Consider the following 25,555-nt stretch of genomic DNA (forward strand, 5'->3'; position numbering starts at 1 on the left):
AACTTACTTCTTTAACGTCACCGTAAACCGGCTTCCTGCATCGACTGTGCTTTCGAGGTGCACCTGCCCGCCGTGCAGTCTGACGATATTTTTCACATAATTAAGTCCCAGGCCATAGCCTTTTACATTGTGCCGGTCACCTGTCGGCACCCTGAAAAACTTCTCGAACACCTGGTTTCTGTATTCTTTCGGAATGCCGATGCCGTTATCACTGATGCTGATGCTTACCTGCTCTTCATTTTCGCTGAGCTGCAGCCTGACCACCGGCGATTCCCCGCCATATTTGAGGGCGTTATCGATGAGGTTGTTCAGGACGTTGGTCATGTGAGTACGGTCGGCGGCTACCGTAAAGTTTTGGCCGGTTGTCTTTAATGATATTTCCGCTTTCTCATTCTCAAAACGGGGTTTCCAGACCTGGTACACCTGGTCGGTGAGGGCTGCAAAATCCAGTTGCTCCAGGGCCAGCTCGACAGATTGTTGTTCAAGCACCGATGATTTCAGGATGTTATCGACCATCAGCGAAAGCCTGTCCAATTCATTCCGGGAAATCTCCAGGTACTCTTTCGACAATTCGGGATTGGCCGACCCTCCGAAATTCTGCAGGGCTTCAAGGGCCACGCTGACCGTAGCCAAAGGCGTTTTCAGCTCGTGGGTGACATTGCTGATGAGGTCGTTTTTGATGGCATTGAGCCTGTTTTGCTGTTGCAGGCTGCGGTAAATAAACCCGAACGCCAGACCTGTAAGGGCCAGCAAAAAGACAGAAAACAAGATCTGGGTGGTGATTTTTGAGAATATGTACTTCCTGTATTCCGGAAACTCCGCCACAAAATTAGAACCTCCGGGCTGGGCACTGCTGAGCAGCATACTTTTGGCGAGCAAACTGTCAGGTCTGACGATGCTGTCGCGGCTGAGGGTAAATTTCAGGGTTTTGCCGGATTTAGACAGCTGTTTTCTGAAGGCCCTGTAAACGGTATCGGTTTTCAGGCTGTCAAAGGCCAGGTTAAGATAAATCATCCGGTCTTCTTTCGTCTGTCTCCGGCCTTCCTCCAGTGTGCCGAGTTTTTTAGCCCACACGGCATTCTGAAAAGGTTTGACGATCCTCGCCAGATTAGCCAGGGTATCGGGCCTGTAGCCGGGAGAAGACATCGTCATGCTGATCACAAAACTGAAGTTTTTCGAAGAGTCGGGCCTTTTACGGACAATAATGCTTTTGATGGAATCAGGCGGGATATTGAGGGCAGTGTTGCTGCCCCTCGCAAAACCTTTCAGTTTCATTCCAGGCGGAATAGACACAGAGTCATTCCTGATCATGACCATGGTTCTGGGCGGCAGAGAATCCCTGAGTACCACTTTATGGTCCATCCTGTTAGTGAGGATCAAAGTATTCTTTTTTGAGGGTTTAGAGGCCCTTCCCTTTTTGAGTTCAGCCCTGTCACTCATTACTATGGCCTGATCCAGTTTTTGTTTCACAGCCGAATCTTCCAGGGTCCTTACGGTTTGTTTAAACAGCAGGTCCGACTCCTTATACAGGTTCGATTTCTGCTCCAGGTACTCTTTCCTGAGCCAGAAACCCTGAAAGGCCGTCAGCAATACCATGCTGACGACCATGAGGATCAATGCTGTTTTATTTCCTTTCATCAGGTGTAAATATACCGGTTTATCCTAAAATCCCGAAGCTTAATTTCTGATGACTCTCATGCCTCCGCCCTGGCTGCTTACTTCCTTCATGTAATCATCCCTGATCTTTTTGAATTCAGCTTCAGTCACTTTCTTGCCGCCGGAAGGCAGTTTCAGGTCGGTTACTTTCTTCAATTCCACTTTCGCAGCCGAAATGACCGTTTCGCCTTCATTGATGTCTACTTCCATCACCAATCCTGGAAGACCGCCGTAGCTGCCCGGCCCTGCCGGACTCGGAATGTCCTGGGTAAACCATGCCACTACCTTTACATCTTTAGGTTCAGGAGGCGTCGCCGGGCCATTACCGGCAGGACCGCCGTTGTTGATCCTGATGACCGCTCCGCCCGTTTCTTTCTGGGTGGTGGTGGCCTGAACGCACTCATAGCCGTTGATCTTACGGGTGACGGCAGGATTCAACTTCCAGGCCATTCTTTTCAAACTGTCCTGGATCAGGAATTTCTTACCGGCCAGTTCACGTAATTCCACCAGGGTTTTGTTGTCAAAATGACGGTAAACTTCACTCTGAGGGGCTCTGAATACCATTCTTACGGTACGGCCGTCATTTTCGGAAGTGGACTCATCATCTGCTTCCTCGAAACTTTTGTACAAAGACTCGGGTCCTTTAATGCTCAGTTGCATCTTCACCGTTCTGAACTCCGGCACCATGGCTTTCATGGCTTCGTCCTGGATGCGGCGGTGCATATTTATTTTTTGTTCATAGATAATGACGCCTTCCGCCGACTGGGCAAACATGTTCGCCGCCGGGGACAAGAGCAACATCAGGGCTAAAATTCTGTTTTTCATTTTATTTAATTGTTTGATTTTCAATATTCTTTTTCCATGTCCTCCGGCCTGAAGGCCGGGGGCAAAATAAGCAAGGTTTTGGGCCTGACGGCCCGGTGCTTAGGAGGGGGCTCCTCATCCTCCCTGGATAATCCTCACTCCACCTGCCGCAGGACCCTGCATACCCCTGATAGAATAGGTAAAGGTGAGCAGGAAATACCTTCCCAGCGACCTGATTCTCTCATCCTGTACAAAGTTGGCCTGGGCTACCCTGTTGATCACCACGTTGCGGTTCAGCAAATCCACGGCTGAGAGCTTCAGTTCCCCACGGTTGTTTTTCAGGAATGAGCGGCTGACGGAAGCATTCCACAAAGGTATTTTCTGACTGAAATCCGAACCTGGGAAATTGTATACCGCATAATCCAGCGATGAGTTCAGATTGAATACCTTTGCCAGCTGCCAGTTGGCTTCTGCGGTATAATTCTGGTTGATGTATTTCTGATTCAAGGCCGAATTGACAGAATAAGCGGTACGGTTCAGGGTCAGTCTGGCACTGGCCGACACGTCGAACGTAGTGCCGAGCCTGTATTCCGCTCTTAAAGTATTGCGGCTTTCGACTCTTTTAGTAACATTTTCCAGGCCGTTGACCGGTGTAAGTCCGCGGTTATACAACAGGAAAGTGCTCAACGTAAATCTTGTGGCAATGGCTTTGATCCTGAATCCTTTGGATATACTACCGTTGATGTTCAGGTCGTTGCTTACATTAATCGGCTGATAGGTTCTCACCAGTTGCTCATCAATGGTCTGGCTCTGGGCAATCTTATTGGTGGTATAAGTCAGGTTTACAAAACCGAAAAGACTGCTGAAATTCAGTTGATTGAAGTCTCTGAACTGTAAAGTCACGCGATTGTTAAACTCCGGTCTCAGCGAAGGGTTTCCCTTGTAAATATTCAAAGGATCCGAATTGTCTACCACAGGCGACAGCTGCTGCATGTCCGGTTCCCTGACGTCTGTTTCGTACGAGAGCTCGAAAGAACGGGAATTGCTGACATTGTACTGGAACCTGGCACTTGGCAAAGCATTCAGGAAAGTGCGGTCAATATCCGTATTCTGAAGAATCAGGTGGCCGTTAAGAGCGGAGTGCTGAAATCCTAAACCGATGGTTCCGTTCCATTTCTTCTCTGTGGCCCTGAAATTGGCTCCACCTCTCTGGTAAATAAAGTCGTTTTCAAACTGGTTGCTGAGCAAAGGATTAAAGACCTGTCCTTCATTGCCTTTGCCAAGGTCAAATACTTTCCTGTCCATGTCATTGCTGACTTTCTGCCAGGCATAGTTGAATTCAAGGTATTTGCCTTTACCGACAGGCTCGGTGTAAGACACTTTTGCTCCGAGGGTATATTTATCATTGTCCTGGGTATTGACCTGGCGAAGGGTGTCTACTCTATCAGGGGCAGACAGTCCTTTATAAAACTTGTTGATGGCCTGCAATCCGCCGGCTTTATCACTCTGGTCCAGTCCGTAAGTCAGAGTGGTGGCCATAGAACGGCCTTTTTTGCTGAATTTATGACGGAAAAGCAGTTCTGAATTCAGCCTGATGCCGTCTCCGGCAGAATAGCTTTTACGTTGTCCTTCATTCTGGAGTTCGCGGGCCCCATTGATGCCGTCTTCTCTGTATGAACTGCTCAGACTGCTGATTTCCGAGTCGTTTCTGCGGTAATCAAAGCGGTTGGTCCATTTCAGGACATTGGCCTCATTAAACTTTTTATCGGCTGTCAGGTTGAGCCTGTGCGACTCGTTGCCGGTGTGCTGATTGGCAGACTGATCGGTAAGGAAGGAAGAGTTCTGCAGCGAAGTTCTCTGGCTCGTTTCTCTCTCGATGTCCTGGTTGACTTTGTTGTAAAAGTAGCTTCCGTTAATTTCCGTTTTGTTGGCAAACTGGTTGTTAAAATTGACCCCTCCGGCCCAGTTGTTCAGAAAACCGTTGGTTCTGCCCCCAAAATTCAGGGGTATCTCACTGTCGTCGCTGGCATTGAACTGTATCCTGACACCGCCTCCACCAGCCATCATCTGCTGTCCCATACCTGTGAAGCTCATGTAGTCGTTGATTGAAAAACCTTGCTGGTTGACGTTATTCCCCATTCCTAAAACCGAAAACTGGCGGGTCTTGGAAAACCTGTTGAGGTTTCCTTTCAATGCCAGTCTTTCGTCGGGGCCGCCTCCTGCAGAAATGTTTCCGAAAGCGAGGTTTTTCTTTTCTTCTTTTAATGAGAGGTTGATGGTTTTTTCCCGCTGGCCGTCATCCACCCCGCTGAACTGGGCCTGGTCGGATTTGCGGTCAAATACCTGCACCTTATCTACGGCATCGGCAGGCAGGTTTTTAGTGGCAATTTTAGGGTCACGCCCGAAAAACTCCTTGCCTTCCACCGTTACCCGCTGAACGGTCTGCCCCTGGGCCCTCACGGTGCCGTCTTTGTCTACCTCCACACCAGGCAGACGTTTCAGAAGCTCTTCTACTGCCGCGTTGGGCTGCACTTTAAACGACCCGGCATTGTATTCTATGGTGTCCTGTTTGATGGTTACGGGCGACCGCTCCCCTTTTACCGAAACGCCGTTGAGTTCTTTCAGTTCTGGTTCAAGTTTGATGGCTCCCAGATCCACCACTTCAGAAGCGGGTTCTATCAGCTTTGTAAAACTCTGCATCCCCACATAAGTAATTTTAAGGATGAAGGCCTGCTTGTCCAGGTTCCGCAGCTCAAAAGCCCCGCTGGACAACACCCTGCCAAAAGTAACGAGCGATGAATCTTTTTTATCCAGGGCGAGTACCGTACCGCCTTCCATCGGCTTGCCTGCCAGGTCGGTCACAGAGCCTTTGACACTGAACTTGTTGCCGGACTGGGCCATGGCAGGTGAAAAGAAGTAGTAAAGAAGTAAGAGAGTAATTGTAAATAGCTTTTTCATAATTTTCATTAACTGTTGATGGGACAAAAGTATACGGACATTCTTCCACATCAAGTTAATGATCCTTGCAACAAGGTTAAATAAGGTTAATTCTGGAGAATGGAAAAAGGATGGAAGGAAAAGGGAGAATGCCTGCCCGGCCTGGCGGTGACGCCGGAAGGGGAGAAAGCTAACCTGGCGACGTCGGACGGGAGAAAGTTTTTCAGAGGATCAGCTGTAAGCTTTAATCAATAGGCTATTTAAAACCAAACCAGGGCCTTCAGGCCCAAAAACCTCAATATTGCCCCGTGCCTTCAGGCCGGGACTGCATTAAAAATTACAATATCCTCAAAACAGGCGACGCCCTCCAGGATCAGATCACAAACTTCTCAGTTCTGCCAGGACTTCCCTGACAGAAGTAACCGTTCTTTCCACATCCTTTTCTGTGGTCTGCCAGTTAGAGACAGATACCCTCATACAGCGGATGCCGTTCCAGGTGGTTCCTCCGAAAAAGGCTTCTCCCTTATTCAGAATGGCTGCGATGACCTGGTCTGTGAAAGCATCATGGTCTTTTGAGCCGGGATGGATAAAACGGACCAGACCCTGGTTGAGTTGCGGCACAAAAACGGCCTCTGCTCCTTCCAATTCGCCGATTCGGGTGACTATCTCGTGTGAAAACCGGCAGTTTCTTTCTATCAGGTCGGAGATGCCCTTTCTGCCCAGCTGGCGAATGGCCGCATAGGAGGCCACCGAGCGGCCTCTTCTTGAAAACTCCGGTGTCCAGTCTATCTGGTCCCTGGCTGTCTGGGAATGGACCAGGTAACTTTCCCGGTGCGACATGGCCGCAATGTGGGCCTCAGTATTTTTTACAAAAGCATAACCGCAGTCATAAGGCACATTGAGCCATTTATGTCCGTCCGAAGTCCAGGAATCTGCTTTTTCCACACCTTTGAGCAGGTGTTTGTAAGCCGGAGAAGCGTTGGCCCATAAGCCGAATGCCCCGTCAACATGCACCCAGGCCTTATACTGACGGGCTACGTCAATGAGTTCGTCAAAAGGGTCAAAGGCACCGATGTTGAGATCACCTGCCTGTAAAACAACAATCAGTGGCTGATGCTGATGCTCTTCCAAAGCCTGTTTGAGCACCTCCGGACTCAATGTTCCCTGCTCCGTAACAGGAAGATTCAGCATGGATTTTCTGCCCAGACCCAAAAACCTTACGGCCCGCTCGACGGATCCGTGCCTCTGGTTGCTGCAGATGATTTTAATTTCGGGAGCCCCGGATAATCCGTCGTTTTCGACGTTCCATCCGGCAGCAGCCAGCTGTGCATTTCTGGCAGCCGCCAGGCAGGTGACATGAGCCATCTGGCACCCCGTCACAAACGCAAAACTCGAACTTTGCGGCAATCCGAATAAATCTTTGAGCCATTCTCCGCAAATCTCTTCAATCACCGATTCTGCCGGCCCTGCTGCATAAAGAGCGGCGTTCTGGTCCCAGGTGGAAGTCAGCCAGTCTGCCGCCAGGGCTGCAGGGACTGCTCCCCCGATGACCCAGGCAAAAAAACGTCCTCCCGCAGAGCCGACGATCCCACCTTCCACATCCCTGACAAGGTCATCAATCACTTTTTCAGGATCAAGCCCTTCGTCAGACAGAGGATATTGCAGTTTATCCCGGAGTTGCTGCAGGCTTGCCGTAGCATTAACCGGAGCTTGATCCAGGTTGTCGAGATAAGCCAGGGCATGGTGAAGTGCCGATTGAAGCGTCTTTTGATACATATCCGTAAGATTGGGTTTTATGGGGTTCAATTTACTTATAAATTATGTTTGTCAAACGTCTACTTAAAAACTATTTAACTGACAGACAGGCAGTTCAGCTTCTTTTCGTCAAAACTAAAACAACGCTGACGACTCCAAAACCCGGAAGTTGCGTTTTTTAGTAAATCCGCTGATAACTCCGGTCAGAAAGGAAAGCAAACCCTGCCGGAATTAATGCTGAAATTTTAAGAAGAAATCATAACTTTATAGCCTCAACCTTAAATTTCATTTATACCGCCGTCATGAAAATCAAATTTCTCATTGCCTCTTTTTGTGTCTTTCTTATCTTTTCATTCAAAAAAGCCACTCCAACCCGTCAGCCCAACATTATCTATGTAATGGCCGATGACCTGGGTTACGGTGATTTGAGTTGCTACGGACAGAAAAGATACCAGACCCCGAACCTGGACAAAATGGCGAAAGAAGGCATCCGCTTCACGGATTTCCACTCAGGAAGCACCGTTTGTGCCCCTTCACGCTGTGCCCTGATGACGGGTAAAAGCATGGGAAATGCCTATATCCGTGGCAACGGAGAGATACCTTTGCGTGATGAAGATTTTACAATGGCAGAGTATTTCAAACAGAACGGTTACCGAACCGGGATGTTCGGAAAATGGGGCCTCGGACTGGCAGACAACGCCGGATCGCCTGAAAAACAAGGCTGGGATGAGTTCCTGGGCTATACCCATCATGTGCACGCCCATCATTATTTTACCAATAACCTGTGGACAATCAGGGACGGCAAAACCGTCAAATACCCGACAGATTCGCTTCGCCATTCGCACTTGTATGTGATGGATGCCGCGGTCGACTTTGTAAAAATCAATAAATCGAAACCTTTCTTTTTATACCTGGCCATGACCATGCCGCATGCCGAGGTGTTTGCCCCTACCCCCGGTTCAGTTTCGCCGTTTCTGAATGCCGACAACAGCAGCCGGTTCCAGGAAACACCCTACCTGCAGAAAGGGGGAAGTTACCGCTCCCAGGAAAAACCGAGGGCTAATTTTGCGGGAATGGTCACTCATTTTGACCGGGACATGGGCAACCTGATGCAATTGCTGAAAGAACTCGGGCTGGATGAAAATACCTATGTCTTTTTTACTTCCGACAACGGCCCTCATCAGGAAGGCGGGGCTGACCCGGTGTTTTTTGACAGCAACGGGCCGCTCAGAGGCATCAAACGTGATTTGTATGAAGGAGGAATCCGTGTGCCGTTTATCGCCTGGGGAGGGAAAGTCAAAAAGGGGCTGACCAACCAGGAAATACTGGCCAACTATGATGTATTTCCGACTTTCGAAGAACTGGTAGGTGGCAGCAAAACCAAAGGGCTGGACGGACTTTCGTTCTCCAACAGCCTCAAAGGCAAGCCTATGGCTAAAAAGCACGATGCTCTTTACTGGGAGTTTTATGAAAGAGGCTTTGACCAAGCCGTCAGAATGGGCGACTGGAAAGCCGTCAGACAAAGGACAAAGGGAGGAAAAATGGAACTTTACCATCTCAAAAATGACCTCGGCGAAGAAAAAGATGTGGCGGCTCAATACCCCGATATTGTCGCGAAGGCCGAAAAAGCCATTGCCCTGAACCGGACGGAATCGCCGATGTGGCCGCTGAAAAAATAATCTTCAATCAATCAGCACTTCAGATCCCCGGTCTTTCCGGGGATCTTTTTATATATTTTTCTGATGCCTGTTTTTTAAAAACATTTGCCTGAAAACCCCGAGGTGTGAATGTTACTCAGTATTTTTATGGTGATTTACCTTACTATGAAAAAACTCCTTTCATACCTCCGGATTCCTTTTGCCCTGGCAGTCATACTGCTGGTGGTTTCCGGCATTATTTACAGCAGAATCAGCTCTTCCTCAGCCCCTTACCTTACATCAGACCTTGACAAGGTGAGTCCTCAGAAGGCCGGCCTTTTACTGGGGACCAACAAATATTTTAAAGGCAAAAGACTCAATCTGTTCTTTTTACTCCGCATTGATGCCGCGGTGGGGCTTTACCGGGCAAAAAAGATAAAATACATCATTGTCAGTGGCAACAGCCGGCCGCCTAACCGCGAAGCACAGGACATGCGGGAGGAGTTGATCAGCCGCGGTATTCCGTCTGAAGTTATATTCATCGACTACGCCGGATACCGTACACTGGATTCGGTTTTAAGGGCCAGGGACGTGTTCGGGCAGGATACATTCCTGGTGATCTCACAACCGTTTCACAATGAAAGGGCTGTGTTCATCGCCCGGCAAAACGGCATCAGGGCCTATGGCTACAACGCCGGGGACGTCAAGGCCCTCGCAATTGAAATCAGAGAGTTTTTTGCGAGAGACAAGGTATTCCTGGATATGCTGTTTGGCGTCAAGGCCAGGGTTTCGGGGAAGAAGGTTGAGATGAAATAAAGTAGTTATTACATTTCTAAATACTTCTCTATCAGGCGGATCTTCTGATGATCCTTTGGGCGGCCGAAAAAGTGCAGAATCCTTTTTTGATCAGCTAAAGAAGGGACGTGAACCTCAAAACCATCGCCGCTTATCTTAACAGGCTCCTCCACTCTCAAAGGCACCCATTTGTCGTTCCGGCAGACTTCCAGGTTACCCATCACCTCAACGTCCATATCGCCAAAACCGAAGCGTCCGAAGTTGGACCTGAATTGATGCCCGTCGGCCGGGATGTATGTATTCAGTTGCCGGTCTTTCCAGATGGTTTTTAAGAGATCGGCATCACGGGCAGAAGTCAGTAAATCGATATCAAAGGTATTCTCAACCTCCACTCCCGACAAAATCAAAGCAGAAGCCCCGATCACATAAAAGGGGTCGTTCAACAGCGTCAGGTCCTTATTTATTTCTTTTAAAAGAGCATGTATTTTTTCTTTTATACCTGTTTCCATCGGGTTCATTTATGTCCTGCAAATATCTTAAAATGAGAACAGAATTCCGAGCAACGATCCGTTTCCCTTTTTTTTCCCTGGTTCCGGAAGCGGTCTGAGTGACTATCCGGGTATATCTGCGTCTAAATTTAAAACGCTCTTTTAACCCTTTAACAAACACACCGGGTGTGTTCCGATCATTTATTCTTATGGCTATCATTACGACAATTTCACAAATCCATCTCAAAACCACTCCTTTAGACGCTACCCACGAATGCCCCAAATGTAAGCAACACAGCCATCTTCAACTGGACTGGTTTCAGCCGGAAGTTTCCAACTTTGGCGGTTCGGTTCTGTTAAAAAGAAAAGACGCCCAGCTAAGTTGTTCTGCCTGCCATCAAATCATCAGACCCAAGGACATTTCCCCGGAGATCAAGAGCCTGATCAAAGCAGAAAGAGAAAACATTGTCGCCCATTTCAGGATCAGACCCTCCCTGTTTTTTTACGGCCTGGTCATTTTCCTTGCGGGAATCTTCACTTATTTCAAGGTAATCAAAAAGAGCGATACAGGTCCGGATCCGGCTTTTGCCCATATCAAGGCCGGCACAAAAATGTGGACTTATGACTTTGACGAAACAGCAAAGAAACATTACACCTGGTTCCTCGTCAGCCGTATCTCGGGTGACACCGTTTTTGTCAGGCCGCACAAAGAAACCGTCACATCTTCCTCTTCATCTTCATTGCAAAACACAGAAGATCAGTTTAGTCCGACAGAAATTCCTGTGGCACAGGAAGAGCTAATAAAAGAGCAAAAATTATTTATCAACAACCAGATTCCCTACCGGAGCATAGGCAAGGTAGAAGAGCTGGAATAAACAGGTATTTCCAGGGCGGCCACCGACCCGTTTGCAGAACGCAGACGGGTATTTTATTTTAGCCGGAAACCGCTTCGCCAATCCTGTTTTTCACTATTTTTATCGAATGAAAACAACCGTTCCTTTGAAAAGAATATCTGAAATATACCTCCTGGCTATCGCACTTGTTATCAGTCATACTACCCTAGCCCAGAAAAAACCACAGCAACCCAATGTCATTTTTATTTACGCCGACGACGTCGGTTACGGTGATTTAAGCTCCTACGGTGCCCGTAAAATCAGTACGCCAAACATAGACCGGATCGGTAAAGAGGGCGTCCGGTTTACGAATGCCCACGCCACTTCGGCTACCTGTACCCCGTCGCGTTATGCCCTGATGACGGGCAGATATCCCTGGCGTCAGCAGGGAACGGGTGTGCTACCCGGCGACGCCTCCCTGATTCTTCCGACTGACCGCACCACGCTTCCCTCGCTGTTTCAGAAATCCGGATACAAAACGGCTGTAGTAGGTAAATGGCACCTGGGGCTGGGCGAAAAAGGTGAAAAAATCAACTGGAACAAGCCTGTTGCCAAAGGCCCCAAAGAAGTGGGCTTTGATTATTCCTATATTTTCCCGGCCACTTCCGACCGTGTACCGACTGTTTTCATGGAAAACCAGGCTGTGGTAGGTCTCAGTGCTGATGATCCCATTGAAGTGGATTATAAAAACAAGATCGGAAACGAACCTACCGGGAAAGAAAATCCTGAATTGCTGAAACTACCCGCGGCTCTTAACCACGGCCACAACAATACGATTGTCAACGGTATCGGACGTATCGGGTGGATGTCCGGCGGAAAACAGGCCCGCTGGACGGACGAAGAAATTGCCCATGTTTTCCTGGACAAAGCTGAGTCTTTTATAGAAAAACAGGCCAAAAGTCCGTTCTTTTTATACTTTTCACTGAACGACATCCACGTGCCCCGCATGCCCAGCACCCAGTTTAAAGGCAAAAGTGGTATGGGACTTCGCGGTGATGTTATACTTCAGATGGACTGGACCGTGGGTCAGATCCTGAAAAAACTGGAAGAGCTTAAAATTTCGGAAAATACGATTGTTATTTTCTCGAGCGACAACGGCCCCGTGCTGGACGACGGTTATGCTGACAAAGCTGTGGAACTGGCCGCGGGCCATCAGCAGGCCGGAGGGTTCCGGGGAGGAAAATACAGTGCTTTTGAAGGTGGCACCCGCATACCAATGTTGATCAGATGGCCCAAAGGCATCAAAAAAGGCATAGAATCCAATGCACTGGTCTGCCAGATAGATATGCTGGCTTCCTTTGCCAGACTGCTGAACCAGCCATTGAACAAAGAAGACGGGCCGGACAGTTTTGAGATACGCGATGCTTTTCTCGGCAAATCATTAAAGGGAAGAGAAACACTGATAAAACAAGGAGGAGCCTTATCGCTCACCGAAGGCCAATGGAAATACATCGAACCCAACAAAGGCCCCGCCTATTACGAACTGACGGGGATCGAATCCGGCAACAGTGAATCACCCCAGCTGTATAACTTATCAAAGGACAAGGAGGAAAAGAAAAACCTCGCTGACCAGTATCCCGACCGGGTAAAAGCCATGACTTCAACCCTGAACAAAATGAAGGAAGCAAGCCGGACGAGGCCGTAAATAAGTAATCAGCCGTTCATCTCCGAAAGCACCACCTCCAGACGGTCAAAATTCTCTTCGTTAGCCCCGGTGACCAATGATTTCAGGGCATCACACATTTCTTTGTTCTGAAAAATCATTTTATAGGAAAGAAATGTATCCTCTCCATTTGACTCAAAAGTGGCAACCCCCTGAAACTGTGGTGCTGATATATGATTGAATACAAGTTTTTTAAACGGCTCAATGGCAATGAAAACAGATTCATTCGGGTAGTTGGCCCCATTGGGTCCGTGCATCACAAAACTCCATTGTCCGCCCGGACGTAAATCGTAAATATTAAACGTATTGGTAAAACCATTCGGTCCCCACCATTTTTTGTGATGGTCCGGGGTAGTCCAGGCCTCAAATACCAGTCCCGTAGGATAGTGTAGAATCCTTTGGGTCAGTATGAAATTTTCTGCAGGGCTGTCGGTAATTTCTGCTTGTATATTTTCCAGCCAGATTTTCGAATTTGACATAATGATATAAAGGTTAAATAAGTTCAGCCGAAAGGCGTTCAAACATCTGTATCCAGCTTGGGTGTGCTCCTGTTTCTTTGGCCAGACTTTCAGAAGCGGTCTGATGTAAAGTCAGCAGGGTTTTGTCAGCGTTTTCTTCAAAAGTAACCGTAACAATGGTGATTTTGGGCCATTCCGGGTGCATGCCCAGGGCTTTGGGCTCCGCTTCATTGCCGTGTTCATCCGTCGCTGTAAGTGTGTAAACCAACCGCTCAGGGGCTTTGATTTCAAGGTATTCGCCTTTACACCAGCAATCCTTGAATGCCGGGTTTTTGATGCATGACCTGAACCTCCCTCCTTCCCTGAGGTCAATTTCGGGAAATTCGATGGTGCAGCCATGAGGAGCATACCATTTTCTGAGATGCTCAGGATCTGTCCAGGCTTTGAAAAGAATATCCCTTCTGACATCAAATACATAAGAAATCAATATTTCTCTATCCGTGCTTTTATTTTCCGGCTGATTCATTATTTCCATTTTCTTTACTTTTTAATTCCACCAGGTAATTGTCAAGCGATTGAAAACGATCCACCCAGAACTGGCGATATTGTTCCACCCAGCCTGATACCTCACTGAGTTTGTCGAGCTTTGCCTCGCAAAACCTTTCCCTCCCCTGCTGCTTAATCACAATCAGGCCGCACTCTTTAAGTATCTTGATGTGTTTTGAAACCGCCTGACGGCTGATGTCAAAAGTTTCGGCCACGGTGTTTAAATTCATGGACTGATAGGCTACCACCCGGATGATTTCCCGGCGGGTAGGATCGGCAATAGCCTGAAATACGTCTCTTCTTATCATTAATATGCAATCGTTTGGTTACAAATATAAATGCAACAATTCAGTTGCACAAGTATTTACGAATATTTTTATTTCATGGGCAATCATTCAATAGCAGAGGCCCTCACTGCAAAAGATCAAGGCAGGAAATTAATAGAAAGGCTGACATTCCTCCACCTACATCAGGTCCGGGGTTTGTCATTTTTCAAAACTATACAAAAAAGGAGCTTTGTGGGCTTTGCCTGAGTATTGTTTATCATGGCGTTTGAGGATGCCGAGGCCCAGCATTTTCCGCTGAAATGTTCCCCGGTGGATGGATTCTCCCAGGATCGCTTCATAAACTTTCTGCAGCTCTTTCATGGTAAAAACCAGGGGCATAAGGTTAAAACCTACCAGTTTACGGTCAATATTATCGCGAAGTGTCTGCAATGCTTTGTTGACGATCTCATTATGGTCCTGCATCAGGGCGGGCAGGTTATCTATGTCATACCAGCCACATGAATCGGACAGGGCGTCGGGCTGCGGAACAACTTTCTCGTAATCTATCAGGGCATAATAGGCCACAGAAATAAAACGCTCGAGCATCCAGGCGTACTGTTCTGTTGAATTGCCGTTGGCCAGGAGTATCGTCTGCATGGATTCGGGCTGATACCGCTGCACATCCCCGAAAGTATAAAACTGCTCAAGGTAAATATTATCCAGCCCCGTTCTTTCTTTGAGACCCCTCCTGACTGCGTCGTTCAGGTTTTCTTCCATTTTCACAAATCCCCCAGGAAGGGCATAAAGTCCTGTATTATGATACTTCATGATGAGAATTTTCAGCTTATCTCCTGAGAATCCGAGGATAACCGAATCGAACGCGATATGTCTTAAATAGTTTTTTGGTTCCACTTTGTAATGTTAGTGATTTTCTGAAAAGAGAAAAAGAAAAACGGGATGAAAAGCTCCTTCTTCTTACACCTCCGACGCTTCCTGAATATAATTTTTTCAAAAATAAGTAGGATAATTTAAAAAAACGAATTACTATTGTCGCAATATGCGACAATAATCAAAATTTATGAAAAAAATATTTTATCTGGCAGCTTTGAGCTGTTTTATTACATTTTCGTCCATGGCCCAGGGCAACAATGCCTTCGCTGTGCAGACTACCGTTCAGAACGGTATTATTGAGGGTAATTACGATACTAAAACCGGTATTCAGACTTATTTCGGTGTACCTTTTGCCAAACCACCGGTAGGAAACCTGAGATGGAAAGCCCCTCAGCCGGCTGAAAACTGGAAAGGCGTAAAGCAAACCAAGAAATTCTCGGCAAGACCCATGCAATCAGTGGTTTTCGGTGATATGAACTCCCGTTCAGATGGCGTCAGCGAAGACTGTCTTTATTTAAATGTGTGGACCCCTGCCAAACGCAACACCAAAGGCCTGCCTGTACTGGTTTACTTTTATGGTGGCGGTTTTGTGGCAGGAGATGCTTCGGAGCCCCGCTATGACGGTGAAGCCATGGCCAAAAAAGGCATTGTGGTCGTGACTGCCAATCACAGGCTTAACATTTTCGGTTTCTTTGCACACCCCGAACTGAGTGCTGAAGCTGCTTACAAAGCCTCAGGTAACTATGGCTTGCTGGATCAGCATGCGACCCTGGAATGGGTGAAGAAAAATATCGCGGCTTTCGGGGGAGACCCTTCCAAAGTGACCATTGCGGGAGAATCAGCCGGTTCTATCTCTGTGAGTGCCCAAATGTCTTCTCCGCTTTCTAAAGGACTTATTGCAGGAGCCATTGGTGAAAGCGGTGCCGGCATCAACCCTACGCTTGCCCCGGTTCCATTGGCAGAAGCCGAAAAAACCGGACTTGAATTTGCCAAAAATGCCGGATTCCCTTCATTGGCCCAATTGAGAGCCCTAAGCTCCAGAGAAGTTTATGAAATTTATAATGAATCGAAAAGATTCGGCTTTCCTACAGTCATTGACGGTTATTTCTATCCTAAAACCATTCCTCAGATTTTCAATGCGAAGCAACAGGCCCAGGTGCCGCTTTTGCTAGGCTGGAACTCTGCAGAGATTCCGGGAGGAGCCTTTATGTTTGGTCAGCCGAATAAAGAAGAAAACTTTATTAACAGGGTAAAAAAGGAATACCCTAATGATTTCGAAGAGGTACTGAAATTATATCCTCATGGTTCTGAGAAAGAAGTAGAACTCTCGGCCACGGCCCTGGCTTCAGACCGTTTCATTTCTTACAGCACCTGGAAATGGTTTGATCTGCACAGAAACAACAGCAGCCAGCCGGTTTACAGGTATTTATACAGCAAGCTGCGTCCACCTTTGGCAGACAACAACCTGGCAGCAGGACTGGCTGGTGGCACCGTCAAAAAAGACCCGAACGCTCCCAAAGCTCCTGAGGCAGTAGGTGCCCCGCATGCCTGTGAAATCGAATATGCCATGGGAAACCTTCATCTGATCAAGGAGTTTGCCTGGACACCGGACGATTACAAAGTGTCGGAAACCATGTTTAATTTCTTTGCCAATTTTATCAAAACCGGAAACCCGAACGGAACAGGATTACCTGAATGGCCAAGTGCCAAAGCAGGAGACAAAACTCCTCCTGTGATGATCATTAACACGGAGTCTAAAGCCATCGCCACTAAAGACGACGGCAGGTATGAGTTCCTGGATAAGGCCTATGGCAATAAGTAGACTATAAGCTTTAAGCCGTAAGCTTTAAGAAACATGGTCTGAACTAAAACATATTAAAAATTCTAACATTCATAAACATGAAAAAATATTCGATCGCAATTCTCATGGCCCTGAGCAGCATTTCAGGAGCTTTTGCCCAATTGCAAACCGGTGAAAATGTAGCAGTAACCAATACAGATGCCGGTAAAGTACGCGGATATATACACAATGGCGTGTTTACCTACAAAGGGATACCTTACGCCACGGCCAACCGTTTTGAAGCTCCCGCCAAACCAAAAGCGTGGCAGGGAGTCAGAAGCTCGCTCAGCTATGGCCCGGTGGCTCCCTTGATGGACCCTACCACCAATGTCGCCGACGAAAGTGAGTTTATTTTCCACCACGACTGGGGCTATGCCAGCGAAGACTGCATGCGTCTCAATGTATGGACACCGGGCATCAGCGACGGCAAAAAAAGACCCGTCATGTTCTGGATCCATGGGGGTGGCTACACCGCAGGTTCTTCGCAGGAGCTTCCTTCCTATGACGGCGAAAACCTGGCTAAGAAAGGGGACGTGGTGGTCATTTCTATCAACCACCGTTTGAATATCCTCGGCTATCTTGACTTGTCGGCTTACGGAGAAAAATACAAACATTCTGCCAACCTGAGTATCCTGGATATGAAAGCAGCATTGGAATGGGTAAAAGCCAACGCAGCGAGCTTCGGCGGAGATCCCGACAACGTCACCATTTTCGGGCAATCAGGCGGAGGGGCGAAAGTCAACAACCTGATGGCCATGCCTTCGGCCAAAGGGCTTTTCCATAAAGCAGTGAATCAAAGCGGTGCCTTCAGAGCAGCCATGCTGGAGAAAACAGAAACCCAGCTCATAGCAGCTGAGGTTCTAAAGGCCCTGAACCTGCAACCCAACCAGGTAGACAGCCTGCAGAAAGTACCTTTTGAAAAACTGAGTGCTGCCGGTAAAAAAGCTCTGAAAGTAGTCGCTGACAAAATGAAAGCCGAAGGCAAACCGGTCGTAGGATTCGGGCTGAGCTGGGGACCAAGCCGTGACGGCGATGTGCTTCCTTACCAGCTCTTCTCTCCGGAAGCCTTTGAGTTATCTAAAAACATTCCATTGATGATCGGTACTGTAAAAAATGAATTCATGCCCTCTCTCGGAGCAGGATTAAGTAATGGCACACAGGAACAGGTGATGGATTTTATCAAAAAGAGATATGCAGACAAAGCCGATGCTTATGTAGCTGCTGTGAAAAAGGCATTCCCGAAAGATACCAAACCTTCCGACCTCATCGATGTCGACCTGATGTTCCGTCCGGGAGCTGTGTTGCAGGCCAATACCAAAGCGGCCGTTAAAGGCGGGGCTCCGGTATACATGTACTATTTCGCTTATCAGTCGCCTGTGATGGATGGAAAATACAAGGCCATTCACTGTTCGGAATTGCCTTTTGTGTTTAACAACATCGCCCGTTGTGAAGAGATGTCAGGCGGAACGAAAGAAGCCTATGTGCTGGCAGACAAAACAAGCCAGGCCTGGATCAATTTTGCCAGAACCGGCAATCCCAACCACGCAGGTCTGCCGAAATGGGAACCTTATACAGTAGAAAAAGGAACCACCCTGTTCTTCGACAACAAGAGCGAGATCAGGTATCACCATGACAAAGAATTGCTGGAGCTGATGGCTCCAAAGTAAGAGATGATACAATAACCCTAGATTCTATAACTGAAGGTCAGATCCCCCGGAGAAATCCGGGGGATTCTGGTTTAAATTGGTGCCTCACTCCTGAATTTAATAGTATTGCTTTAACTTATTTTTTAAGAGAATAACACGCTCAGATTATTGCTTCTATCATTGGTCTTTTAAATATTCCCTGAGAAAGTGCCCTCGATGCAAACGTGCAGACTCCTGTCGAAAACCCCTATACTACACAAGGATAAATTCAGAAAAATAAAAAAATATTGATAAAATGAGTATTTTTGAGAGGCCTGTTCCTTCTATAGAATGGTCAGGGAGATACGTTTATCCTGGTCTTGTTTAAACGAAAGAAGTGAAAATTACAGAAAATCAAAGTGCCCAGTCAGATATTCAATTGTGGATACAATTGAAGCATGGAAGTGAACTGGCTCTGGGTAAGCTGGTTAAGAAATTTTTCAATCCTTTGCAGAACTATGGCTACAAGTTTATCAAAGATGAGGATTTTGTCAAAGACTGTGTGCAGGAGATTTTCATAGAAATATGGCAGCGAAGGGAGCGGCTCAGCGTTCCGGACAGTGTGAAGGCTTACCTGCTGAGTTCTGTCAGAAAGAGAGTATTGCGGGAAGGTTACCGCCAGCAGATTTTAAAAGGAGACGACGAAAAAGTGATTCAGAATGACCTCAGCCAGTCCGATTTTTCGGCAGAATGGGCCATTATCGAAGAAGAAAGCCTTCATGAAATCACAGAGAAAGTAAAGGATTCTCTCGGAAAACTGCCCAAACGGCAACAGGAGGTATTGTATCTCCAATATTACCAGGGACTGAGCCGGGAAGAAATCGCAGAGATCATGGACATCAATACCCAATCGGTTTCCAATCTTATACAGACAGCGTTTAAATCATTTCGCCAGAACTGGGAGGGCATCGTCATCCTCATCAGCTGGCTGTACATTTTCAGGTCATAAATTTTTATTAAAAACAGAGTATTTTTCAGGGCAATCTGCCATCTCAGTAAAAAGCATCAACGATGGAAAAAGAATATAGAAAATACCACTTCGAAGACTTAGCCAAAGATCCGCATTTCAGGAGCTGGGTGATAGACCGCAACCCTGAGAGCAGGATTTTCTGGGAGCAATGGCTGGCAGAAAACCCGGATATGCAGAAAACCGCACACCTGGCCAGGGCCTTCCTGATGGCCCTGGAAGAAAAGGACACCCACCTGGACCAGGAAGAACTGGAAAACATCACCGACCAGATTGTAGAAGAAAACCAGGCTTATCCTGTGAGTTTCTGGAAAACCAAGGCTTTCAGGATAGCAGCCGCTTTGTTGCTGTTTTCAGGACTCGGCTACCTGGGTTATTCTTTTATAACCGAGAACAGCAGGGAGGATGTATTATCGGGCATTCTCGATGGAGGGGCCGAAGGCTACCAGGAAGAAAGCAATACCGGAGACCAGATCAAGGTAGTGAGCCTGATTGACGGCAGTAAGGTCAGCCTGTATCCCAAAAGTAAACTCCGCTATCCGAAGTCGTTTTCAATGAAAAAACGGAGTATTTACCTGACCGGAAAAGCTTTTTTTGACATACATAAAAACCCGAACAGCCCTTTTTGGGTGTATACAGAGCATATTTCGACCCAGGTGCTGGGCACCAGTTTTACGGTCAGTGCCTTTGAAAACACCAAAGATGTCAAAGTGGAAGTGAAAACAGGGAGGGTTTCTGTATATACCCGCAAAGACCTGGATGCCAATAAAGACGACCGGAAAGGCATGCTGGCGGGGATGGTCCTTACGCCCAACCAACAGGTGACGTTCTCGAAAACGGAAGCCAGGCTCATCAAATCCATTGTGGAGCAGCCGGAGCAGATCGTTGAAATACCCAAAGAGCAGTTCAGATTTGAAGAAACATCTGTGTCCAATGTATTCTTAATGCTGGAAAAGGCCTATGGCATTTCCATTATTTTTGATGCCCAGAATATGATCGATTGCTACCTGACAGCCACCCTTGAAGAAGAAAATCTGTATGAAAAACTGGATATCATCTGCAAAGTGACTCACTCTTATTATGAAATTGTTGACGCGCAGATCATCATTCACAGCCGGGGTTGTTAAAAATTTTATATTATTTAAAAAAAAAGTTCTACCAAAACGAGTATTTTTAAATCATCGCCGCCATCTGAGAGAAATTACCAAAAATCTTTTCTCAAAATGGCAAAACGTTACAAGCTTAACCCTTTACTACTCTCCATTATGAAGATCACATTAACACAATTCATGTTAATTGTCTTGTTTATGGGAGTATCCTATGCCCACAAAGCGGCGGGTCAGGAAATACTTGATCAAAAAATCTCAGTTTCTGTCACCAATGAAGATTTAAAAACGACATTGGAAAAAATCGAACGATCTTCAAGCGTGAAATTTGTGTATAACCCGAAAGAAATCAGGGTTTCACAAAAAATAACTCTGGATGCAAAAAACGAACAACTGAAAGAAGTACTGAAAAAGATCTTCAACCCTCTGAGGATCGACTTTGAAGTAACAGGCAAAAAAGTAGTGCTTTTCAAACACGGCCTCGGATTGATACAGGCCCTTCCACAGCCGTCAAAGGTTATCGAACAGGCTGCTGAAAAAACCATTACCGGCCTGGTCACAGATGATAAAAATGAACCCATCATCGGGGCTACCGTAGCCGTTAAAGGAACGACCAGGGGATCTATCACCGATGTTGAAGGAAAATACAGCATCTCTGTCCCGGACGAAAACGCCCTTCTGACATTCAGCTACATCGGCTACATTTCAGCTGAGGTAAAAGTGGGCAATCAAAGTGTCATTTCAGTGGTACTCAAAGCCGATACCAAGACCCTCGAAGAAGTAGTGGTGGTAGGTTATGGCCAACAGACCAAGGTCAGTATGACCAATGCTGTAGCTACCATTAAAAGTGCTGAACTCGTTAAAAGACCCGTTTCCAATTTACAGCAGGCTTTGCAAGGCCAGGCTCCAGGCCTGACGATCATCGACCAGGGTGGCAGCCCGGGGCGGACCACCACCACCATGAGGGTAAGAGGGGTAACCACCCTAAGCAACAGCAATGAAGCCCTGATTATCGTGGATGGTATTGAACAGCAGATGACCAATATCAATCCTAATGATATCGAATCCATTTCTGTTTTAAAAGATGCGGCCTCCACAGCCATTTACGGATCAAGGGCTGCCAACGGGGTCATCATGATCACCACCAAGCGGGCCAAAGAAGGTAAAATAAGTGTGAGTTACAGCGGTTTTTATGCCTTGCAGAGCTCTGTAAATAATCCTGAAATGGACATGCCCAGCTATATGAAACTGCAACAGGTGGCCTACACCAATGCCAAAATTGCTATTCCTGCCAATTTCACAGAACAAGGCATTCAAAACTATCTGCAGGGAAACAAGACCAACAAAGAACTTTATCCTGACGTCAACAGCTGGTTTCAGGACATGCTTTATAAGGCTCCACAATACAACAATACCCTGTCGATCAGTGGAGGTAATGAAACCATGCTGGCCAGGTTGAGCGTCCGTCATCAGAAACAGGCTTCCATCCTTGACGTGCCTCAGGATTACGGCAGCGACCTCAGGGACATCCGCCTTAACACCGACTTCAAGCTTTCCAAAAGGCTGAATGTGGTGGCCGATATTAATTACCGTAACAATTACTCGCTGACACCTGTGAACGAAGGAGAGGTATTCAACCGTTTTTTCCACGGCACGCTTTTCGCCACACCCAGGTATTCTGACGCACTCGAAAGCCAGTATCCGGGCATAACAGGCACTTACGGTCTGAGTCCGCAGGGCATCAGCCCGAGGATTGTAGCTGAAATGGACGGTACTTCAAAAAGATGGGACGAGAATATCTTCAGCAATCTGAAAGGCGATCTTAAAATCACGGATCATCTGAGTTTTTCTTCGCAGCTGGCCATCAGGATAGACAACCTGAGAGAAAAGAACTTCTCCAATGCCTATAAAAACGTAGACCTTGTTAAAAACATCACCAGGAATGTGGTCAACAACACCCTGACAGAGATAAGAAACACCGCGACAGAATATACCTGGAACAACTTCCTGAATTATGACAATACTTTCGGGAGTCATTATGTCAAGGGGCTCATCGGCTATTCAACCATCAACAATGATTACCGCGGCCTGTCAGCCTACAGGCAGAATTTCTATAACAATGACATCCAGTCGATCGGACAGGGAGCTAACGACGGCACCAAAAACAACAGCGGTTATGATGCCCAGTTTGGTCTCCGCTCCTATTTTGCCCGTGTCAACTATTCTTATGCCGACAAATACCTGTTTGAAGCCAACGGACGCTACGACGGCTCATCCCGGTTTACCGGTAACAACGTTTACAGTTTCTTCCCGTCCTTTTCAGCAGGATGGCGGATTTCAGAAGAGAAATTTATGCAGAACAGCCCGTTTGATGAGTTAAAACTGAGGGCTTCCTGGGGAAAAACCGGTAATCAGTCGGTGGGCCTTTACAGCTTTTACCAGTCGCTTGCCCCGACTTCCTACGGATTCAACGGGGTGACCGTTGTAGGCTACAGCCCTGCCCAGCTGGCCAACAAAGACATCACCTGGGAAACCACCTCGCAGGTTGACCTTGGCTTTGATGCTACACTTTTCAGAGGATTTAATGTAACTTTTGATTACTATAAAAAACGTACGGAAGGGATCTTACTTAACCTCCCGATTCCGGCCACGATCGGTCTGACGGCTCCTCCCCAGAATGCCGGGGTGGTTGAAAACAAAGGTATAGAGCTGATGCTGAGCTACCGCAATGCCCCGACCAAGGCCATCAGGTATAACCTGAGTTTCAACATTGCCGCTAACCGTAACAAAGTGGTGAGCCTTGCCGGAACAGGCCCCTACATTACCGGAACGGACATTGACCCGCTGTACATCATCAAGGAAGGCTATCCGATCAACTCACATTGGGGATACCTGACAGACGGCCTGTTCCAGACCGAAGAAGAAGTGAAATCATACCCTAACATTACGGCAGGACGTGCTCCCGGGGATGTGAAATATGTAGATCTCAACAATGACGGTAAGATTGATGCCAATGACAGGACCGTGATCGGGAAATCTTTCCCGGATTTCACTTACGGATTCAACGCCAACCTGGGTTACAAGAGTTTTGAGCTGACGATGTTGTTCCAGGGAGCTGCCGGGGTAGATACCCGCCTTTCGGGAGCACTGGCCGAAAACGGCAATAACGAAGGTTTTGTACCGGCCATGATCAGCAAGGATTACTGGACCCCGGAAAATACAGATGCCCGTTTTCCGAGACCTCTGAAAAGAGACCTGTTTAACATGTACACTTCTGACAGACTGATCGTTAACGGTGATTATCTCCGTCTTAAAAACGTACAGCTGCTTTATACGCTGCCTAAAGAGCTGGTGAGCAAAGCCAGGATGGTCAATGCCAATATTTATGTATCGGCATCCAACCTGCTTACTTTTTCAAAGCTGAAGGAATGGGGACTTGACCCGGAAGTAAGCAGTGGCCGTGCCACGTATTACCCGCAGGTTTCAGTCTGGACCATCGGAGCGAATATTCAATTTTAATTTAATTATCTGAATCAAATGGAAGCGAAAAATATATTAAATATCGGATTACTCACCCTGACTATGTTTGCCCTGGGCAGCTGTGAGAATGATTTATTGAACCAGGCCCCTAATGACCGGCTGGCCAGTGAGCTGTTCTGGAAATCAGAAAATGATGCCATCCTGGCGGTCAATGCCGCCTATCCGGCTGTTCTGGACGACGGCATGACTTTATTCCAGAGAGATGCCCTGACAGACATCGGGCATGTCAACTCTTTTTTCAACCAGGACGCCCTGGTTCAGAAAAACTCTTTTGATGCGTCGAACTCAACCATTGCCACCCAATGGGCCAATATCTGGATCGGGGTGACCAAAACCAATTTTGTACTGGATAACGTGGATCAGATTCCTGTTACTTCCAAAACCATCATCAACAGGGTGAAAGGCGAGGCCAAAGTGCTCAGGGCTTTTCAGTACATCAAACTGGCTGCCATGTTTGGCGATGTTCCGCTGGTGACAAAAGTAATTTCCATCCAGGAGGGTCGTGGCCTGACCCGTACACCGGTAAACCAGGTCTGGGATTTTATAGATACCGAACTGACGGACGCCGCCGCCCTGTTGCCCGTCTCTTATACCGGGGCAGACAGAGGCCGCGTAACCAAAGGTGCTGCCCTGGCCCTCAAAGCCCGTGCTGATTTGTATGCAGGAAGATACCAGCAGGCCGCAGCTGCTGCCAAAAGCGTAATGGATCTAGGGGTATATGCCATTTATCCGAAATACAGCGAACTGTTTTCTTATGCGGCAGAAAGAAACACGGAAGTAATCCTGGACAGGGAATACATCAAAGACCTGTTGTCAAATGCCATTTTTAACACCATGGCTCCTTACGGACAAACGGCCTCCTCGAATCCCAACACCTATGTACCGACCAGGGCACTGGCCAGGATGTATACCATGAACAACGGAAAAGACATCACTGATCCGGGCAGCGGATTTGAAGCGATCAATCCTTACAAAAACCGCGATTCGAGGTTATATGCTTCTTTCTTTTTGCCGGGTGACCTGATGCCCAACGGAAAACCGTTTAACTCATTGCCCAACAGCGGCACCACTGACGCCGCAGGAGGAACTTACTTTGCCTCAGCGACCGGTTTTACTTCCAGGAAGTATATTAACAGCCAGGACGCCGCCACCCCTGCCAACAACGGCATCAACATCATTCAGACGAGGTACGCCGAAGTATTGCTGACTTACGCCGAAGCGAAAACAGAGCTGAACCAGATCGACCAGAGTGTTATTGACGCCGTCAATGCCATCAGGAAAAGAAGTGACGTGAACTTACCGGCCCTTGCCTTAGGCATTGGCCAGTCAGAACTCAGGGAAATCATCCGCAGGGAAAGGACTATTGAACTGGCTTTTGAGGGTTTCAGGTTATTTGACATCAGACGCTGGAAAATTGCCGAAAAAGTAATTCCCGGCAATGTGGAAGGCATTGATTACGTAGAAAACGGCACTTTAAAAACACTGGTGGTGCCTTCATTCATTAAAGAATTCAAGGCCGGCCGCGATTATTTATGGCCGATCCCGACCAACGAGAGAGTTCTGAATCCGAACCTTACTCAAAATACCGGCTGGTAATAAAGGAAATTCAACATACAGGTACCCCCGAC

At 47.4% G+C, this 25,555-nt stretch carries 20 protein-coding genes; 11 read left to right on the forward strand and 9 right to left on the reverse strand.

Going from position 1 to position 25,555, the window contains the following annotated elements; genetic code table 11:
* Positions 1 to 3 precede the first annotated feature (3 nt).
* From GVN16_RS24330 to GVN16_RS24340, 3 genes are all read right to left on the reverse strand, one after another.
* The gene (locus tag GVN16_RS24330) at positions 4 to 1,638 is read right to left on the reverse strand and encodes a sensor histidine kinase KdpD (protein WP_166566575.1); all 1,635 of its coding nucleotides are present in this window, start codon (positions 1,636 to 1,638) and stop codon (positions 4 to 6) included.
* A gap of 39 nt (positions 1,639 to 1,677) precedes the next feature.
* The gene (locus GVN16_RS24335) at positions 1,678 to 2,481 is read right to left on the reverse strand and encodes a GLPGLI family protein (protein WP_166566576.1); all 804 of its coding nucleotides are present in this window, start codon (positions 2,479 to 2,481) and stop codon (positions 1,678 to 1,680) included.
* 114 nt (positions 2,482 to 2,595) lie between these two features.
* Entirely contained in the window at positions 2,596 to 5,418 is a 2,823-nt protein-coding gene (locus GVN16_RS24340) for an outer membrane beta-barrel family protein (protein ID WP_166566577.1), read from the reverse strand.
* Between the two features lie 99 nt (positions 5,419 to 5,517).
* On the opposite strand from GVN16_RS24340, the gene GVN16_RS26240 reads away from it, so the two are divergent.
* Positions 5,518 to 5,652 carry a hypothetical protein gene (locus GVN16_RS26240; RefSeq protein WP_255490332.1) on the forward strand — a complete coding sequence of 45 codons (135 nt, stop codon included), beginning with the start codon at positions 5,518 to 5,520 and terminating at the stop codon, positions 5,650 to 5,652.
* Between the two features lie 123 nt (positions 5,653 to 5,775).
* Here GVN16_RS26240 and GVN16_RS24345 read toward each other — a convergent pair whose 3' ends face one another.
* A complete protein-coding gene (locus tag GVN16_RS24345; RefSeq protein WP_166566578.1) occupies positions 5,776 to 7,173 on the reverse strand; it encodes an aminotransferase class V-fold PLP-dependent enzyme in 1,398 nt (465 codons plus the stop codon).
* 281 nt (positions 7,174 to 7,454) lie between these two features.
* On the opposite strand from GVN16_RS24345, the gene GVN16_RS24350 reads away from it, so the two are divergent.
* Both GVN16_RS24350 and GVN16_RS24355 read left to right on the forward strand, forming a co-directional pair.
* Entirely contained in the window at positions 7,455 to 8,831 is a 1,377-nt protein-coding gene (locus GVN16_RS24350; RefSeq protein WP_166566579.1) for an arylsulfatase, read from the forward strand.
* A 108-nt stretch (positions 8,832 to 8,939) separates the two neighbouring features.
* Positions 8,940 to 9,605, forward strand: coding sequence for a vancomycin high temperature exclusion protein (locus GVN16_RS24355; protein WP_205748982.1), 666 nt, complete (start codon positions 8,940 to 8,942; stop codon positions 9,603 to 9,605).
* An 8-nt stretch (positions 9,606 to 9,613) separates the two neighbouring features.
* On the opposite strand, the gene GVN16_RS24360 is transcribed toward GVN16_RS24355, so the two are convergent.
* On the reverse strand, positions 9,614 to 10,093 hold the full coding sequence (locus GVN16_RS24360; RefSeq protein ID WP_166566580.1) for a hypothetical protein: 480 nt from the start codon (positions 10,091 to 10,093) through the stop codon (positions 9,614 to 9,616).
* Between the two features lie 167 nt (positions 10,094 to 10,260).
* Here GVN16_RS24360 and GVN16_RS24365 point away from each other — a divergent pair, with 167 nt between their 5' ends.
* The gene (locus GVN16_RS24365; protein ID WP_166566581.1) at positions 10,261 to 10,947 is read left to right on the forward strand and encodes a hypothetical protein; all 687 of its coding nucleotides are present in this window, start codon (positions 10,261 to 10,263) and stop codon (positions 10,945 to 10,947) included.
* A 106-nt stretch (positions 10,948 to 11,053) separates the two neighbouring features.
* Positions 11,054 to 12,610: an arylsulfatase gene (locus GVN16_RS24370; protein ID WP_166566582.1), complete on the forward strand. Its 1,557-nt coding sequence runs from the start codon at positions 11,054 to 11,056 to the stop codon at positions 12,608 to 12,610.
* Between the two features lie 8 nt (positions 12,611 to 12,618).
* Here GVN16_RS24370 and GVN16_RS24375 read toward each other — a convergent pair whose 3' ends face one another.
* The 4 genes from GVN16_RS24375 to GVN16_RS24390 all read right to left on the reverse strand — a co-directional run bounded on the left by GVN16_RS24375 (position 12,619) and on the right by GVN16_RS24390 (position 14,810).
* Positions 12,619 to 13,107 carry an SRPBCC domain-containing protein gene (locus tag GVN16_RS24375; protein WP_166566583.1) on the reverse strand — a complete coding sequence of 163 codons (489 nt, stop codon included), beginning with the start codon at positions 13,105 to 13,107 and terminating at the stop codon, positions 12,619 to 12,621.
* Between the two features lie 13 nt (positions 13,108 to 13,120).
* Positions 13,121 to 13,621, reverse strand: a complete 501-nt coding sequence (locus tag GVN16_RS24380) for an SRPBCC domain-containing protein (protein ID WP_205748983.1) — start codon at positions 13,619 to 13,621, stop codon at positions 13,121 to 13,123.
* Positions 13,593 to 13,940 carry a helix-turn-helix transcriptional regulator gene (locus GVN16_RS24385; RefSeq protein ID WP_166566584.1) on the reverse strand — a complete coding sequence of 116 codons (348 nt, stop codon included), beginning with the start codon at positions 13,938 to 13,940 and terminating at the stop codon, positions 13,593 to 13,595. Before GVN16_RS24385 ends, GVN16_RS24380 begins: the two co-directional genes overlap by 29 nt.
* Positions 13,941 to 14,117: 177 nt before the next feature.
* Entirely contained in the window at positions 14,118 to 14,810 is a 693-nt protein-coding gene (locus GVN16_RS24390) for an NrtR DNA-binding winged helix domain-containing protein (RefSeq protein WP_166566585.1), read from the reverse strand.
* Between the two features lie 166 nt (positions 14,811 to 14,976).
* On the opposite strand from GVN16_RS24390, the gene GVN16_RS24395 reads away from it, so the two are divergent.
* The 6 genes from GVN16_RS24395 (at position 14,977) to GVN16_RS24420 (ending at position 25,523) form a co-directional block, all read left to right on the forward strand.
* Positions 14,977 to 16,611, forward strand: coding sequence for a carboxylesterase/lipase family protein (locus GVN16_RS24395; RefSeq protein ID WP_166566586.1), 1,635 nt, complete (start codon positions 14,977 to 14,979; stop codon positions 16,609 to 16,611).
* Between the two features lie 77 nt (positions 16,612 to 16,688).
* Positions 16,689 to 18,296, forward strand: a complete 1,608-nt coding sequence (locus GVN16_RS24400; RefSeq protein ID WP_166566587.1) for a carboxylesterase/lipase family protein — start codon at positions 16,689 to 16,691, stop codon at positions 18,294 to 18,296.
* Positions 18,297 to 18,651: 355 nt separating this feature from the next.
* Positions 18,652 to 19,263 (forward strand): RNA polymerase sigma factor, encoded by a 612-nt coding sequence (locus GVN16_RS24405; RefSeq protein ID WP_166566588.1) that lies wholly within the window; start codon positions 18,652 to 18,654, stop codon positions 19,261 to 19,263.
* A 62-nt stretch (positions 19,264 to 19,325) separates the two neighbouring features.
* Positions 19,326 to 20,408: a FecR family protein gene (locus GVN16_RS24410; RefSeq protein ID WP_166566589.1), complete on the forward strand. Its 1,083-nt coding sequence runs from the start codon at positions 19,326 to 19,328 to the stop codon at positions 20,406 to 20,408.
* A gap of 96 nt (positions 20,409 to 20,504) precedes the next feature.
* Positions 20,505 to 23,906: a TonB-dependent receptor gene (locus GVN16_RS24415; protein ID WP_166566590.1), complete on the forward strand. Its 3,402-nt coding sequence runs from the start codon at positions 20,505 to 20,507 to the stop codon at positions 23,904 to 23,906.
* 18 nt (positions 23,907 to 23,924) lie between these two features.
* Positions 23,925 to 25,523, forward strand: a complete 1,599-nt coding sequence (locus GVN16_RS24420; protein WP_166566591.1) for a RagB/SusD family nutrient uptake outer membrane protein — start codon at positions 23,925 to 23,927, stop codon at positions 25,521 to 25,523.
* The last annotated feature ends 32 nt before the right edge of the window (positions 25,524 to 25,555 follow it).

The sequence above is a fragment of the Emticicia sp. CRIBPO genome, assembly GCF_009905725.1.
Taxonomy (GTDB): domain Bacteria; phylum Bacteroidota; class Bacteroidia; order Cytophagales; family Spirosomataceae; genus Leadbetterella.